Annotated in this window: 12 protein-coding genes; 8 read left to right on the top strand and 4 right to left on the bottom strand. The window is 70.1% G+C overall.

The features are described 5' to 3' along the window. Positions 1-3: 3 nt before the first annotated feature. Positions 4-738 carry a FadR/GntR family transcriptional regulator gene (locus ACGFX9_RS31055; protein ID WP_393480127.1) on the bottom strand — a complete coding sequence of 245 codons (735 nt, stop codon included), beginning with the start codon at positions 736-738 and terminating at the stop codon, positions 4-6. 268 nt (positions 739-1,006) lie between these two features. Here ACGFX9_RS31055 and ACGFX9_RS31050 point away from each other — a divergent pair, with 268 nt between their 5' ends. The 8 genes from ACGFX9_RS31050 to ACGFX9_RS31015 all read left to right on the top strand — a co-directional run bounded on the left by ACGFX9_RS31050 (position 1,007) and on the right by ACGFX9_RS31015 (position 11,268). Then, on the top strand, positions 1,007-2,290 hold the full coding sequence (locus ACGFX9_RS31050; RefSeq protein ID WP_393480455.1) for an SLC13 family permease: 1,284 nt from the start codon (positions 1,007-1,009) through the stop codon (positions 2,288-2,290). Positions 2,291-2,370: 80 nt separating this feature from the next. Beyond that, entirely contained in the window at positions 2,371-3,831 is a 1,461-nt protein-coding gene (locus tag ACGFX9_RS31045; protein WP_393480123.1) for an acyl-CoA synthetase, read from the top strand. Next, complete coding sequence (locus tag ACGFX9_RS31040; RefSeq protein WP_393480119.1) at positions 3,824-5,260, top strand: carboxyl transferase domain-containing protein; 1,437 nt, start codon at positions 3,824-3,826, stop codon at positions 5,258-5,260. The genes ACGFX9_RS31045 and ACGFX9_RS31040 overlap by 8 nt, the downstream gene beginning before the upstream one ends. Before the next feature lie 342 nt (positions 5,261-5,602). After that, on the top strand, positions 5,603-5,890 hold the full coding sequence (locus tag ACGFX9_RS31035) for a PadR family transcriptional regulator (protein WP_393480116.1): 288 nt from the start codon (positions 5,603-5,605) through the stop codon (positions 5,888-5,890). Further along, complete coding sequence (locus ACGFX9_RS31030; protein ID WP_393480113.1) at positions 5,890-6,567, top strand: hypothetical protein; 678 nt, start codon at positions 5,890-5,892, stop codon at positions 6,565-6,567. Before ACGFX9_RS31035 ends, ACGFX9_RS31030 begins: the two co-directional genes overlap by 1 nt. Before the next feature lie 203 nt (positions 6,568-6,770). Beyond that, positions 6,771-9,020 carry an MMPL family transporter gene (locus ACGFX9_RS31025; RefSeq protein WP_393480451.1) on the top strand — a complete coding sequence of 750 codons (2,250 nt, stop codon included), beginning with the start codon at positions 6,771-6,773 and terminating at the stop codon, positions 9,018-9,020. Positions 9,021-9,172: 152 nt separating this feature from the next. Beyond that, complete coding sequence (locus ACGFX9_RS31020; RefSeq protein ID WP_393480111.1) at positions 9,173-10,846, top strand: NAD(P)/FAD-dependent oxidoreductase; 1,674 nt, start codon at positions 9,173-9,175, stop codon at positions 10,844-10,846. After that, positions 10,843-11,268 (top strand): ester cyclase, encoded by a 426-nt coding sequence (locus ACGFX9_RS31015; RefSeq protein WP_393480108.1) that lies wholly within the window; start codon positions 10,843-10,845, stop codon positions 11,266-11,268. Before ACGFX9_RS31020 ends, ACGFX9_RS31015 begins: the two co-directional genes overlap by 4 nt. 49 nt (positions 11,269-11,317) lie before the next feature. On the opposite strand, the gene ACGFX9_RS31010 is transcribed toward ACGFX9_RS31015, so the two are convergent. The 3 genes from ACGFX9_RS31010 to ACGFX9_RS31000 form a co-directional block, all read right to left on the bottom strand. Further along, positions 11,318-11,956 carry a response regulator transcription factor gene (locus ACGFX9_RS31010; protein ID WP_393480105.1) on the bottom strand — a complete coding sequence of 213 codons (639 nt, stop codon included), beginning with the start codon at positions 11,954-11,956 and terminating at the stop codon, positions 11,318-11,320. Between the two features lie 191 nt (positions 11,957-12,147). Next, the gene (locus ACGFX9_RS31005; protein ID WP_393480102.1) at positions 12,148-13,173 is read right to left on the bottom strand and encodes a methyltransferase; all 1,026 of its coding nucleotides are present in this window, start codon (positions 13,171-13,173) and stop codon (positions 12,148-12,150) included. Next, positions 13,173-14,420: an acyltransferase family protein gene (locus tag ACGFX9_RS31000; protein ID WP_393480099.1), complete on the bottom strand. Its 1,248-nt coding sequence runs from the start codon at positions 14,418-14,420 to the stop codon at positions 13,173-13,175. Before ACGFX9_RS31000 ends, ACGFX9_RS31005 begins: the two co-directional genes overlap by 1 nt. Positions 14,421-14,523 lie beyond the last annotated feature (103 nt).

Genomic DNA, 14,523 nt, shown 5'->3' with positions numbered 1-14,523 from the left:
GTTTCACTCGGCTTCGGAGGCGTCCGGCGCGCTCTCCTCGTCGTCCGGGTTCCAGTCGAGGAGCCGCACCTTCGCGACCGTCCGCACATGTCTGCGCATCGCTGCCGCCGCCGCCCGGCCCCGGCCGCTCTCGATCGCGTCGAGAATCTCGTGGTGCTGCTTGAGGGACCTGGCGGGACGGCGCACCTGGCGCAGCGACTCGTTGCGGCTCTCGGTGATCTGCTCGGCGATGGAGCGCATGAACTCGCCGAGCAGCGCGCTGTGCGCCGCGGCGGTCACGGCGGCGTGGAAGAGCCGGTCGCCCTCGACGCCGTGCCGGCCCGCCTCGATCTCCCCCGCCATCGTGTCGAGCGCGAACCGCATCGCCCGCAGATCCTCGTCCGTGCGCCGCTCCGCGGCCAGTTCGGCGAGCTTGGTCTCCAGGGCCTCGCGCGCCTCCAGGACGTCGGGCAGCCGCCGCTTGCGCTCGACGAGCCGCTCCACGGGCTCGGCGTCGAGGCTGTCCTTGACCAGATACATGCCGCCACCGTGGCGCACCTCGACCAGACCCTGCACTTCGAGTACGACGATGGCCTGCTTGACGGAAGCGCGGGACACGCCGAGGCGCTGGGCCAGTTCACGCTCGGGCGGCAGTCGGTCGCCGGAACGCAGGCCGCCTTCGGTGACGTACGCACGCAGCCGGTCGAGCACCTGCTCGTACAGCCGCGTCCTGCCCATGGGGCGCAGCGCGTCCGACATTCCCCACCCCCATCCCGGTCCCCGCACCGAGTCCCGGCCCCGTGACCTCGGCGCCCGTACCGGTGGATCGGCAGCCTAACAGCGCCGCCGGGCCCGTGGACGAGTGGACAAGTGGATGAGCCAATTTCCGTCCGATCCCTTGACGGCCGAAACCGATGCCCCGACGCTGAGTTCCGCCAACCGCCGAATTGGCTCAGCCACTTGGCCACTGGGGGCTCACGGCTGAACCGCGGCCTCTCAAGGACGGCCCCAGGGACGGGAGCCCATGATGTCCGCCGAACTGATCTCCATCCTCGTACTCGTGGTGGTCTTCGTGATCGCCACCACCCGCTCCATCAACATGGGCGCGCTCGCCTTCGCCGCCGCGTTCGTGGTCGGCGAGCTGGTCGCCGACCTCGACGCGGACGGCATCTTCGCCGGTTTCCCCGGCGATCTCTTCGTCGTGCTTGTCGGCGTGACCTATCTGTTCGCCATCGCCCGCGCCAACGGCACCACGGACTGGCTGGTCCACGCGTCCATACGCCTGGTGCGCGGGCGCATCGCGCTGATCCCGTGGGTGATGTTCGTGATCACCGGGGCGCTCACCGCGATCGGCGCGGTCAGTCCGGCCGCCGTGGCGATCGTCGCGCCGATCGCCCTGAGCTTCGCCGCCCAGTACGGAATCAGCCCGCTCCTGATGGGCGCCATGGTGGTGCACGGAGCCCAGGGTGGCGGCTTCTCGCCCATCAGCATCTACGGCTCGATCGTCAACGGCATCGTGGAACGCGAGAAACTGCCGGGCAACGAGGTCGGGCTCTTCCTCGCCTCGCTCGTCGTCAATCTCATCATCGCCGGGATCGTGTTCGTCCTCTTCGGCGGGCTGAAACTGGGGGGTCGCGGCCTTGACGAGGCAGAGAGCGAAGAGGCAGAGAGCGAGGAGGGGGCCAAGTCGGCTGCGGTCGGCACGGGTTCGCGGCTCGACCCGGCGAAGATCGCCACTCTCGGCGCCCTCGCGGCCCTCGTCGTCGCCGTACTCGTCTTCGACCTCGACGCCGGTCTGAGCGCCATCACCCTGGCCGTGCTCCTGAGCGCCTTCTGGCCGGATTCAAGCCGCAAGGCCGTCGGCGAGATCGCCTGGCCGACCGTGCTGCTGATCTGCGGGGTGCTGACCTACGTCGGCGTACTCGAGGAGATGGGCACCATCGACTGGGCAGGTGAGGGCGTGTCCGACATCGGCGTCCCGCTCCTCGCGGCCGTGCTGCTCTGCTACATCGGGGCGCTCATCTCCGCGTTCGCCTCCTCCGTCGGGATCATGGGTGCGCTGATCCCGCTCGCGATGCCGTTCCTGGCCCAGGGCGAGATCGGCGCGGCCGGCATGATCGCGGCGCTCGCTGTCTCCGCCACCGTCGTGGACGTCAGCCCCTTCTCGACCAACGGCGCGCTGGTCCTGGCCGCGGCGCCGGACGTGGACCGGGAGCGCTTCTTCCGGCAGCTGATGGTGTACGGAGGGATCATGGTGGCCGTGGTGCCGGCCGCGGTGTGGCTGGTCCTGGTGGTGCCAGGATTCGGATAGGGACGCTTACCCGTACCCGTACTGACTGACCGGCCGACAGTTCGACGACGACCAAGACGACGACCAAGGAGATACGCAGCGTGAGCTCTCCCCATCCGCCCCTCTTCCCGGCCATCGCCGCGGCCACGGACCGCCCCGCCCTGCGCTTCGGCGCGCGCTCGCTGTCGTACGCGGAGTTGAACGCCACGGCCGGTTCCCTCGCCGCCTCGATCGGCTCGGCGCACCGGGTCGCCCTGTGGGCGACACCGACCCTGGAGACCGCCGTCGGTGTGGTGGCCGCGCTCCTCGCCGGTGTGCCCGTCGTGCCGCTGAACCCGAAGACCGGGGAGCGCGAGCTGGGGCACATCGTGGCGGACAGCGCCCCGACAGTGGTGCTCGCGGCGCCGGGTGACGAACTGCCCGCGCCGTTGAGGGCGTTGGACCGCGAGAACATCACGCTCACCGGAGCCACGGCGGGGACGGTGCGGGCGGGGGTGCCCGCCGAGCCCGACCCCGAGTCCCCCGCCCTGGTCGTGTACACCTCGGGCACGACAGGCCCGCCCAAGGGCGCCGTGCTGCCCCGCCGGGCGTTGGCCACGACCCTGGACGCCTTGGAGGACGCCTGGCAGTGGACGTCCGACGACGTACTGGTGCACGGGCTTCCGCTGTTCCACGTGCACGGGCTGATCCTCGGCACTCTCGGCCCGCTGCGCCGGGGCGGTTCGGTTCGGCACCTGGGCCGGTTCTCCGTGGACGGGGTGCGGCGCGAACTGGACGACGGGGCCACGATGCTGTTCGGCGTGCCCACCATGTACCACCGCATCGCGGAGGCGCTGCCCGCCGACCCGGCCCTCGCCAAGGCCCTGTCCGGCGCGCGGCTCCTGGTCTCCGGGTCGGCCGCCCTTCCCGTGCACGACCACGAGCGGATCGCGGCGGCGACCGGACGCCGGGTGGTCGAGCGGTACGGCATGACGGAGACCCTGATGAACACAAGCGTGCGCGCCGACGGTGAACCGCGCGCCGGAACGGTCGGGGTGCCGCTGCGCGGCGTGGAGCTGCGGCTCGTGGACGAGTCGGGCGACGCGACCTTGGATCCGCAGGAGGTCGGCGAGATCCAGGTGCGCGGCCCCAACCTCTTCACCGAGTATCTGAACCGGCCGGACGCCACAGCCGCCGCCTTCACCGCCGATGGCTGGTTCCGCACCGGCGACATGGCCGTGCTCGACCCTGATGGCTATGTACGCATCGTCGGGCGCAAGGCCACCGACCTCATCAAGAGCGGCGGCTACAAGATCGGCGCGGGCGAGATCGAGAACGCGCTGCTCGAACACCCGGGAGTACGGGAGGCTGCCGTGACGGGTGAGCCGGACGACGACCTGGGCGAGCGGATCGTCGCCTGGATCGTGCCGACCGACCCCGAACAGCCTCCGGCGGAAGCGGACTTGGCGGGGCATGTGGCCGCCCAGCTCGCCCCGCACAAGCGCCCGCGAGTCGTTCGCTATCTGACGGAGCTCCCCCGCAACGACATGGGGAAGATCATGAAGCGGTCGCTCGGTGCCTGAGCCGTCGCCCGCCTCCGCACCCACGCCCGAGCCCGAGCCCGCCCGCTCGACCGCGCGAGCGGCGATCACCGCTGTGGCCGATGGCGGCAGCTTCCGTGAACTCCCTTACGTAGAGGAGGAGTCCAGCTCGGACGGCCCCCTCGCCTGGCAGGGATACGGCGACTCCCGGGCCCGGGCCACCGAGCGCACCGGCGAGCAGGAGTCGGTGGTCTGCGGCACCGCCGACATCGGCGGCACCCGGGCGGTGCTCGTCTCCTTCGAGTTCGGCTTCCTGGGCGGCTCGCTCGGTGAGCGCACCGGTGACCGACTTGAGGCCGCGCACCGCCACGCCCGTGACCACCGGCTGCCGGTCGTCTCGCTGATCGCGACGGGCGGCAGCCGTATGCAGGAGGGCATGCTCGCGCTGACCCAACTGCAGCGCGTGGCACGGCAGTCCGAGCTCACCGGGGCGGCGGGCCTCGCCCGGATCGCGGTGCTCCGCGATCCGACCACGGGCGGCGGCTGGGCCACGCTGGGCGCGGGCGCCGATCTGATCCTGGCGCTGCCCGGCAGCCAGATCGGCTTCGCGGGGTCACGGGTGCGCCCGGCGGACACGGATGCGACGGCGTACACCGCTGAGGCTCAGCTGGAGGCGGGGGCGATCGACGAGGTCGTACGCCCCGAGGAGCTGCGAGAAGCGCTGTCACTGCGCCTCAGGCTCCTGACCGCCCCCGCCCCCTCCCCCGCCCCCGACGCGGGCACCCTCACGCCCGCCGAGCCCCCCGCCGCGCTCGGCCGCACCGATCTGCCCGCCACAGGCTGGGAAGCCGTGAGCCGCGCCCGCTCCCCCGAACGCCCGCGCGCCGCGGCCTACTTGGACGCCTACTTCACGGCTCGCGCACCGCTTCGAGGCGACCGGTGCGGGGGCAGCGACCCGGGAATGCTCTGCGGTTTCGGCCTGCGCGAGGGGCGCGCCATCGCGTACGCGGCGCAGTGCGGCACCGCGACGACGCCCGCGGGGTACCGCACCGCTGCCCGCCTGCTCCGGCTCGCGGGCCGGCTCGGCATCCCCGTGCTCACGCTCATCGACACCCCGGGCGCCGCGAACGGGGCGGAGGCGGAACGTGCGGGCGCGGGCGCGGCGATCGCCGACCTGTTCGGCGCCGTGGCCGCCGCGCCGGTACCGGTCACCTCACTGGTCATCGGCGAGGGCGGCTCCGGCGGCGCCCTCGCCCTCGCGGCCCCGGACAACCTCTGGGCGACCCCGGACAGCTACTTCTCGGTCATCGCACCGGAGATGGCCACGGCGATCCTCAAACGCGGGCAGGAGGAGACGAGGTCGACGGCTGAGCAACTGCGGCTGCGGCCACAGGATCTGGTGGAACTCGGGGTGGTACGCGGGATGGTGACGGGTGGCTCCTCCAGCGCACCGGCACCGCCCCGCGGCTGAGCAACCTGGAAGGTGCATCACGGTGGACCACGTTCCTACCCTCGGGAAAGGCCCACGACCTGCCCCTTCAGGCATCCCTCGCGCCGTGCTTCGCCGACCAGAGGAGACGATGTGCCCACCGAACAGGACGTGGCCGAGGAACGCGTCATCCAGGAAGGGTTCCCGCAGGTGAGGGGCGACAGGCGCCGGCCCGCGCAGGGCGACAGGCGCCGGCCCGCGCACGGTGCCGGGCGGCCCGTGTCGGGGGCGGCGAGGTGCCGAAGACGCCATGTCCGGCTCCGCTCCCGATGTGTAGTGTGGTTAGACATGAAGGCAGAAACCCTGAGAGGCAATCTGGAAGGGATGCTGCTGTCTGTGCTGGAGCCCGGTCAGCTGCACGGCTACGCGGTCATCGAGGAGTTGAAGCGGCGCAGCGGGGACGCGATCAACCTGCCGACCGGCACGGTCTATCCGGCGCTGCACCGCCTGGAGGCCGCGGGCCTGGTCGGCAGCGAGTGGTCACGGCACAACGGCCGCCGCCGTCGCAACTACCACCTGACCGCGGCAGGACACCGGGAACTGGCGGACAAGCGCACGGCCTGGCAGGAGGTTTCCTCGGTCATCTCCGTCGTCCTGGGAGGGGAGGCGTAATGGAGGCACCGGTACTGCAGAGCTACACCGACCACTTGGCCGAGCACCTCGTGGGTCCGTACTCCAGGCGCACCGCGATCATCGACGAGGTCATGGACGGCCTGCGGTGTGCCGCGGAAGACAATCTTGAGGACTGTCCGGACCTGGAGGAGGCCGCCCACCGCGCCGTCGAGGAATGGGGTCCGCCCAGCGAGGTCGCCCGCGCCTACAACGACGCGACACTGCGGCTGAGCGCCAACCGGCTGTCGATCCGGGCCGTGTGCGTACTGCCACTGCTCGCGGCGACCTGGGCGTACGCACTGCTCGGCGGGCCCGCGGGGCCATGGCCGGTCAAGCATCCGCCCACCTTGCTGGTGGGCCTGTCGGTGGTGATGTTCGGCTGTGTGTTCTGCGTGGCCGGAGCCGTGTCAGGACTGCGTAAGGGCAGCGGGTTCCAGGCGGCGGCCGAGCGGCGCGACGGCGGCATCACGACGGGGACGCTCTCGGCCCTCATCGGGCTGCTCTGCGCGCTGGCCGCGCTGATCGTGCTGCTGCTCAACCGCGGTCTGAGCCACCCCGAGTCCCTTGACTGGCCCATGGTCTCCGTCCCGGCGACGCTGACGCTTCTGGCGGGCGCGTACTTCGCGTTCTCCCTGAAGGGCTTCCTCTTCGTGATGAGGCGGGCCGGCTGCCCGTAGGAGGACCGCTTCGCGTAGACCACCTCAGAGCTCCCGTGGTGGGCAACAGCCTCGTCGGCTGTCACCCGCCACGGGAGCTCTCTGTTTGCGGCGCGCTCAACTGCTGTGTCTTGCGCGCGGGTTGGCGGGCGGCTACCTTGGGCACTCATAAGTAGTGCGGCTACACAATAGTGTCCCTACAGGAGGTCGGTCCCGTGGAGCGCATGACACGGTGGGTGCTCGCTCACCGGTGGCCCGTGGTCCTTGTCTGGCTGGTTCTCTTCCTCGCGGGGGGAGCCATGTCGGGCAGTACGATCGACCAGCTCACCTATGAGTCGCGGCTCCCGGACAAGCAGGCCCAGAAAGCCAACGACCTCCTCGCTCAGCGCTTCGCGCAGACGGGCGGCAAGAACGCGCCGCTGCTCCTGGTCGTCACCCTGCCGCAGGGCACGAGCGTCGACAGCGCGGCCGTGACCGAGCAGTGGGGCGGCCTGGTCGAGAAGGTCACCCCCAAGGGCGGTCGCAGCGTCTCGTACACGACCACCGGCGACGACGCGCTGGTGTCGAAGGACAAGCGCACCACGGTGGCGCTCGTCTACCCGCCCGCCAACCCGACGAGCTCGCCCTACGACCAGTCACTTCCCGCCATCAAGAAGACGGTCGAGCAGACCGAGGTCGGCGGCGCCCAGGTCGAACTGACCGGTCAGCCCGTGCTCTCGGGCCGGAACAGCGGAGCCGCGCGCAGCCCGATCTACGAGACGCTCATCGGCGCCGTGGGCGCCCTGGTGGTGCTCGCCCTGGTCTTCGCCAGTGGCCTGGCGATCGTCCCGCTGCTGATGGCCGCGGTCGCCATCCCGACCACGTTCCTGCTGGTGCGCGGGGTCACCGGGATCACCGACGTGTCGTTCATCGTCCAGTACCTGGTGGCGTTGATCGGCCTGGGCATCGCCATCGACTACGCACTGCTTGTCGTCACGCGATGGCGCGAGGAACGCAACAAGCCGGGCGGCGACGGCCCCGAACCCGAGGCACGCAGGCAGGCGGTCGTACGTTCCGTGGCCAGCGCGGGACGGGCCGTCGCGCTCAGCGGCGCCACCGTGGCGATCTCGCTCGCCGCGCTCGTCGTCCTGCCGGTGCCCTTCCTGCGCAGCGTCGGATACGCGGGGCTGCTCATCCCGCTGGTCAGCGTCGCCGTCGCGCTGACGCTGCTGCCCGTCCTGCTGTACTCGTGGGGCGACAAGCTCGACCGGCCGCGCCGCGTACACCGCCCCGACAGCAAGATGTGGGGCAAGATCGCCGCGCTCACCACCCGCCGCCCCGCGCTCTGCGCGGCGATCAGCGGCGCGCTGCTCATCGCCCTCGCGGCACCGGTGCTCGCCATCCAGCTCGGGGCACCCGCCACCAGGACACTGGCACAGGGCGGCCGGCCCGCCGCCACCTTCGAACGGATCGTGGACGCGGGATTCGGTGAGGGCATCGCGCGCCCCGTCGAGGTGCTCGTCGACGCCAAGGGCGCCGACGCGATGAAGGAGAAGCTCGGCGGCGTGGACGGTGTCGCGGGAACGGTCGCGCCCGACGACTGGGCACGCGACGGCAGCCGCATCGTCGATGTGTGGACCACCGACGACCCGTCGAGCGGCGACGGCAAGGACACGGTCTCCGGCGTCGTGGACACCGCGGTGGAGACGGACGGCACGCTCGCCGGGGGCGGCCCCCCGCAGGACGCCGACTTCATCGACGCGGTCTACGGAGGACTCGGTCTCATCCTGCTCCTGGTCGCCGTGCTCACCTTCATCGTCCTCGCACGGACGCTGCGTTCGGTGGTCCTGCCGCTGAAGGCGCTGGTCCTGAACGCGTTCTCCACGTGCGCGGCGTACGGCGTGATCGTCCTCGTCTGGCAGAAGGGGTACGGCAGCGAGCTGCTGTTCGACACCCCGGCGGTGGGGGCGATCACCATCTGGGTCCCCATGGCGGTCTTCGCGTTCCTGTTCGGACTCTCCATGGACTACGAGGTGTTCATCCTCCACCGCATCAGGGAGACACACCTCGACCTGGCGGCCAAGGGAGAACGGGACACCGTGGTCGGGTCCGTGGTGACCGGCATCAGCCGCACCGGACGGCTCGTCACCTCCGCGGCGCTCATCCTCTTCCTGGCCTTCGTCGCGCTGGCCAGCATCCCCATCACCGATGTCAAGGTGTTCGCCACCGCGCTGGCGGCCGGCATCATCATCGACGCCACCGTGGTCCGCGGCTTCCTCACCCCGGCCCTTGTCACCCTCCTGGGGCGGTCCAACTGGTGGTTCCCACGCTCCTTGGGCCGGCTGCTCGCCACCCCCGTGCCGGCGGCCGGCCCAAGGTCCAGCACCACGGCATCCGACGGGACGGGCGCAGGGCCCGAAGAGCCCCCCGGCTCGGAGCGGCCGTCGTCCGCGGCCGGAACATCCGACGAGGCACGGCAACAGGGCCGCGTCTGACCCGCCTTGGGCCACCGCGCCACCGCGCGGTGGCCCAAGGGGTTGCTTATGCGTACTTTCTCTTGCCTTCATCGCCATCGGACAAGGTGCAGGGGCGGACGCGGAGTTCACTCCGGAGTCCGGGCACTCGACGACTGCGAAGGGAACAGACCGTGTCCACACAGAGTCCGAGCTACGACGTGGTGATCCTGGGATCGGGCATCGCCGGATCCACCCTCGGTGCTGTCCTGGCGCGCAACGGCGTCAAGGTGCTGCTCGCCGACGCGGGCACCCACCCGCGGTTCGCCGTGGGGGAATCGATGATCCCCCAGCTCGTGGCCTGGCTGCAGGTGCTCGCCGAGCGATACGGAATACCCGAGTTCAACGCCCTGGCCGACGCGAGCACCATCAACGAAACGGTGAGCAACACCTTCGGCCGCAAACGGCACTTCGGATTCATGCTGCACCGCCCCGGCCACGAGCCCGACCCCACGGAGGCGCACCAGTTCGTCATCCCCGAGACGCTGACGTCGGCGAGTCATCTGTTCCGGCAGGACAGCGACGCCTATCTCTTCCGGGTCGCGGCCGGGCTCGGCTGTGAGACACGCCAGCAGTGGCGCGTGGCGGACATCGACTTCGACGACGCGGGGGTCACCCTCACCGGGACCGATGAACGGCAGGTCAGGGCCCGCTACTTGGTGGACGCCAGCGGATTTCGCTCGCCGCTCGCCGACCATCTGGAGCTGCGCGAACAGCCCGCCAGGTTCAAGCACCACTCCCGCTCGCTGTTCACGCACATGATCGGGGTGCGCCCCTTCGACGACGTGGTGCACGCCCCCGAGGAGAGCCGGCCGCCCGTGCCGTGGCACGACGGCACCATGCACCACCTCTTCGAGCGCGGCTGGTTCTGGATCATCCCGTTCGACAACCACGAGCTCTCCCGCAACCCGCTGTGCAGCGTGGGCGTCACGCTCGATCCGCGTCTCTACCCCAAGCCGGACGACATCGACGCGGAGGAGGAGTTCACCCGTCTCGTGCACCGGTTCCCCGCCGTGGAGCGGCAGTTCGAGGGGGCGACCAAGGTCCGCGAGTGGGTGTCCACCGGGCGGCTGCAGTACTCGTCCCGACAGACCGTGGGCCGGCGCTGGTGCCTGATGTCGCACGCCGCGGGGTTCCTCGACCCGCTGTACTCGCGCGGCATGTCCAACACCTTCGAGATCATCCACACGCTGGTCCCGCGTCTGCTCTCGGCCCTGGCGGACGACGACTTCGACGAGGAGCGCTTCCGCTACGTCGAGGAGCTGGAGCAGGGCCTGCTCGACTACAACGACATCCTGGTCAACTGCTCCTTCATCGCCTTCTCCCACTTCCGGCTCTGGGACGCGGTCTTCCGCGTCTGGGGCAGCGGCAACACCCCGGCCACCCTGCGCATCAACCACGCGCTGCGCGCCTTCAAGACCCACGGCGACCCTAGTGTCTTCGACAACCTGGAGAAGGCTCCGCACACCGGCCTGTGGTGGCCCGACAGCGACGACTTCAAGGCGCTGCTCGACAAAACGGCGGAAGCCTGCGCGCTGTACGAAGCGAATGTCATCGACGGCGACACGGCGGCGGACCGGGTACTCGAACTCGTCCGGGAATCCGACGCGGTGTCTCCGGGGTTCGGCTGGAAAGACGTGAACAGCCGCTTCATCTATCCCGGTCACCGCGAGATGGCGGCGTTCCTCGAATGGGCGGCCTCGTCACCGGCGCCCGAACTGAGCACCATCGGCAGGGAAAGCCTGGACGCGCTGCGCAAGGCGGGCATCGTGCTGCCCAGCACAGCGGGAACGGCGGGAAACCGGTGAACGCCGTGCCCTCGCGCGAGGGACTCGACGTCACCGAAGCGAACAAGGCCCTGGCCAGGTACTGGTTCGAGGAGGGCTGGAGCCGCGGCAATGTGGACGTGGCCGACCAGATCTTCGCCCCGGACTTCCTGCTGGGCGGAGAACGCGTCGGCCCGGACGGGCCCAGGAAGAGCGTGCTGCGCCGGAACGCCGCGTTCGCCGGCCTCACCGTGGAGGTAGGGCTCCAGATCGCCGAAGGACCGTGGGTGGCCACCTGGTACACCACGCGGGCGACGCACATCGGGGAGTTCGCGGGCGTGGCTCCCACCGGGCGGACGATCAACTCCGAAGGTGCGCAGCTGTGGCGCGTCGAGGACGGCATGGTCGTCGAGGACCGGAACGTATTCGACCTGTGGAAAGTGGTGTCGCAACTCCGTGCATAGGGCGGCGGCGTCGCAGCCGCGCAGCACTTCGCTGCCGTGCGGCAGCGCGCTAGGAGCTGGCGTGAATAATGTTCTTCTCGTAGGCGAAGATAACCGCGTGTACGCGGTTGCGGAGCCCCAGCTTCTCCATCAGTTTCTGGATGTGGAATTTCACCGTGCTCTGGCTGAGCGTCAGTTCGGTGGATATCTCCGCATTGCTGAAGCCCCGGGTCAGCAGCCTGAACACCTCTATCTCCCGGTCCGTGAGCTGCTCCAGCAGGGAGTCGCCGGAGCCCGCCCGGGCCGTGGGGATGAGCAAGGACCGGCCGGTGGCCATGAGGCGGACCGCGGCGGCCAGCTCCTGGGAGCTGCTGCTGCTGGAGAGCAGGCCCTTGACCCCGGCCTGCAGGATTTCGGCCGCCGCCGCGTCCACGTTGTTCAGCAGGACAAGCACGTTGGGCGCCGGCAGCGGCGGATGGGACCGGGCGAGCGAACCGACGCTGTCGACGGCCTCCGCCGCGCTGCTGTGGGTGTTGACGATGACGACGTCGGGCCGCAGCTCCCGGTACCTGGCCGCTGCGGCCCCGCCGTCCTGGGCGACGCCGACGACGTGAAGATCGGGGCAGCCGTCGAGAATGGTGCGCAGCCCCGTCAGAGAGATGGGGTGCGCATCGACGAGCAGAACCTTGGTGCGTGCTGTGCCTGACATGTATTTCCCCCGGGGATGTCATGAACAGTGCAGACCTGTGGACAAGAATAGAGCGGGAGAGGGTGGTCGGAGACAGGCTGCCGCCTCTCCAAAATTGCCGTATTGCGGGGCTGTCCGCGCACCCGCCTGAGGCCGACATGAGAGTCCGCTCCCGGGGCGATGCCCCGAGAGCGGATTTCCGTGCCCCTGGGTCAGGGCTTGCGGCCGACGACGGCGGTGGTCAGCGCGGGCAGGTCGATCGTCTGCTCGACGCAACAGCCCACTTCCCGCATCCAGGAGCGGCACTCGGCAGGCGAGAAGCCGGTCGCCTGGGCGGACTGGAGCATCATGATCAGGCTGAGTACCAGGTTGTCCGCTCCGGTCCGCTCGTCGTCGAGCATGGTGTCGTACACGATGAGCGCTCCCCCGTCGTGGACGGCGTCGTACGCCTTGCGGAGCAGCGCCATGCGCCGCTCCATCGGCCGGTCGTGCAGGACGCCGCCGAGGATCACGACATCCGCGCGAGGGAGGTCGTCGGTGAAGAAGTCCCCGCTCACGAAGCGCAGTTGATCCGCGACCCCGCGCTCGGTCACCAGCGTGTCGAAATGCGGTTCCATCAGCGGTCGGTCGAGCACGGTCCCGGTGAGCCCGGGGTGGGCGGCGGCGAGGCGCGCGGCGAGATTCCCGCGCGCCCCGCCCACGTCGCTGAACGTCGCGTACCTGCCCCAGTCGAAGGCCTGCGCCAGTTCGTCCGCCACTGCCCCGCTGAAGCTGTCCGTGGCCGACAGATACTGCCGCAGGCGCTCGGGGTCGTGGAAGATCTGGGTGAACGGCACCTCGCCGCCCTTGCCCTGACCGCGGGCGCTCCCGCTGCGCAGTAGGCCGGCCAGTGAGTCCTGGTCGCTGCCCAGCAGTTCGGTGGTCATCCGCAGGAATCCGCCGACGTATCCCTCCCGGCCCGGCATCAAGTGCCGGGCCACGGCCGGGCTGTTGCGGTAGCGGTCCCCCGTGCGCCGCAGCAGCCCGAGCGCGGACAGCGCGTCGAGGAAATCGCCGGCGGCCCGGGGGTGCAGCCCAAGCCGCTCGCGCAGCTCCTCCGCGCCGAGCGCTTCGTCGCCCAGCGCGGTGAAGACACCGAGGTCCTGCGCCGCCGTCAGGAGCTTGCTGCGGAAGAAGGACCAGCCGACGAACAGTACGTCGAAGGGGTCGTCCAGAGTGCGGGACTCTTCCGTGGCCATCAGGGCACCCGCGAGTCGATTTCCACCTGCGGCTCCTCCCGCACAGGCCGCCGCCGGCCGATGCGGGCCCGCAGCCACAGTTCCACGGGCCGCTCGAAGAGCACATGGAGCAGCCAGCAGAGCGCCGTGGTGATGGCGAGTGCGAGCAGCACCCACCCGGCATTCTCCCAGCTCGCCTCGACCGGCATCATGTAGAACTCGATGATGCTCTTCCGGTCGAATACCGCGGCGGATATCTCGAACAGCACGGTGAAATGAATGAGATAGAAGGCGTACGACCAATTGCCGAGCGCCACCATCGGTTTGGCCCGCAGCCAGGAGCGGTCGCCGGCCAGGTCCCGCCCGGCGACCGCCACCACCACGAGCGCGTACAGCGGCGCCGTGACCTGGCTGAGCGCGTCGTACACGACGAACGCGCGCCAGGTCTCGTCGCGCAGCAGCCACAGGACGAAAAGACCCGCCGTGAGCAGCGCGGTGGCCGGCCAGACCGTCAGGGGTGAGCGCCATCCCTTGCGTACCGCGGCCGCGGCGACCATGCCCAGAAGGAACTCCCACACGTGGGCGATCGGTGAGTACGCCCCGAAAATGAGCCCGTCCATGCCGTAGAACACGGGGCGCGCCGTGGGCGGATAGGCCTCCCACAGCCACACCTTGATGCCCCAGCCGACCAGCACCAGGGTGACCGCGGCCCAGGCGAGCCAGCGCAGCGAGCGGCGCAGCGAGTACTTCGCCACGAACGGGAAGATCGCGTAGAAGAAGGCCTCGCACGCCAAGGACCAGGTGACGGGGTTCGCGGCGCCGAGTATGTTGCCCGGCACCCATGCCTGATAGAGCAGAACGGCGGAGACCGCCATCATGACCAGGTCGTTCCGCCCGCTGTCCGGGGTGTCGGGGAGCTGCAGGAAGAGCGGCACCACGGCGGCGACGAGCAACAGGGGCCAGATGCGGGCGAACCTGCGCCCGTAGAAGGCGCCGGCCCGGTCCCCCCTCTTGTACGTCCAGGTCAGTACGAAGCCGGAGAGCACGAAGAAGAACGTGACGCCGGAGGACCCCAGGGTGAGGACTGCGTCCGTGTGCGGGATGGGGAGCAGCGTGGCGACGTGGTTGAGGAAGACCGCGAGGGCCGCGATCCAGCGCAGCCCGGTGAGCGATTCGAGCCGCGACTCCGGGGGCACCGGTGCGCCGAGTGCCTGGGGTGGTCGGAGTGCGGCGGACGGGGATTCTGGTTTGTGCGCGGAGTAAGCCATGGCAGCAATACCAGCCATTCAATGACGACGGAGATGGGGCGAACTGTTCCGGCATTCCATCAGCATCTGATGAACCCCCCGTTAAGCCGTAATAAATCGGCCC

Origin of the sequence: Streptomyces sp. NPDC048436, from assembly GCF_043200355.1 — a bacterium.
Classification (GTDB): domain Bacteria; phylum Actinomycetota; class Actinomycetes; order Streptomycetales; family Streptomycetaceae; genus Streptomyces.
The sequence above is the reverse complement of the archived record's forward strand: the minus strand, read 5'-3'. Positions and strand labels throughout refer to the sequence as shown.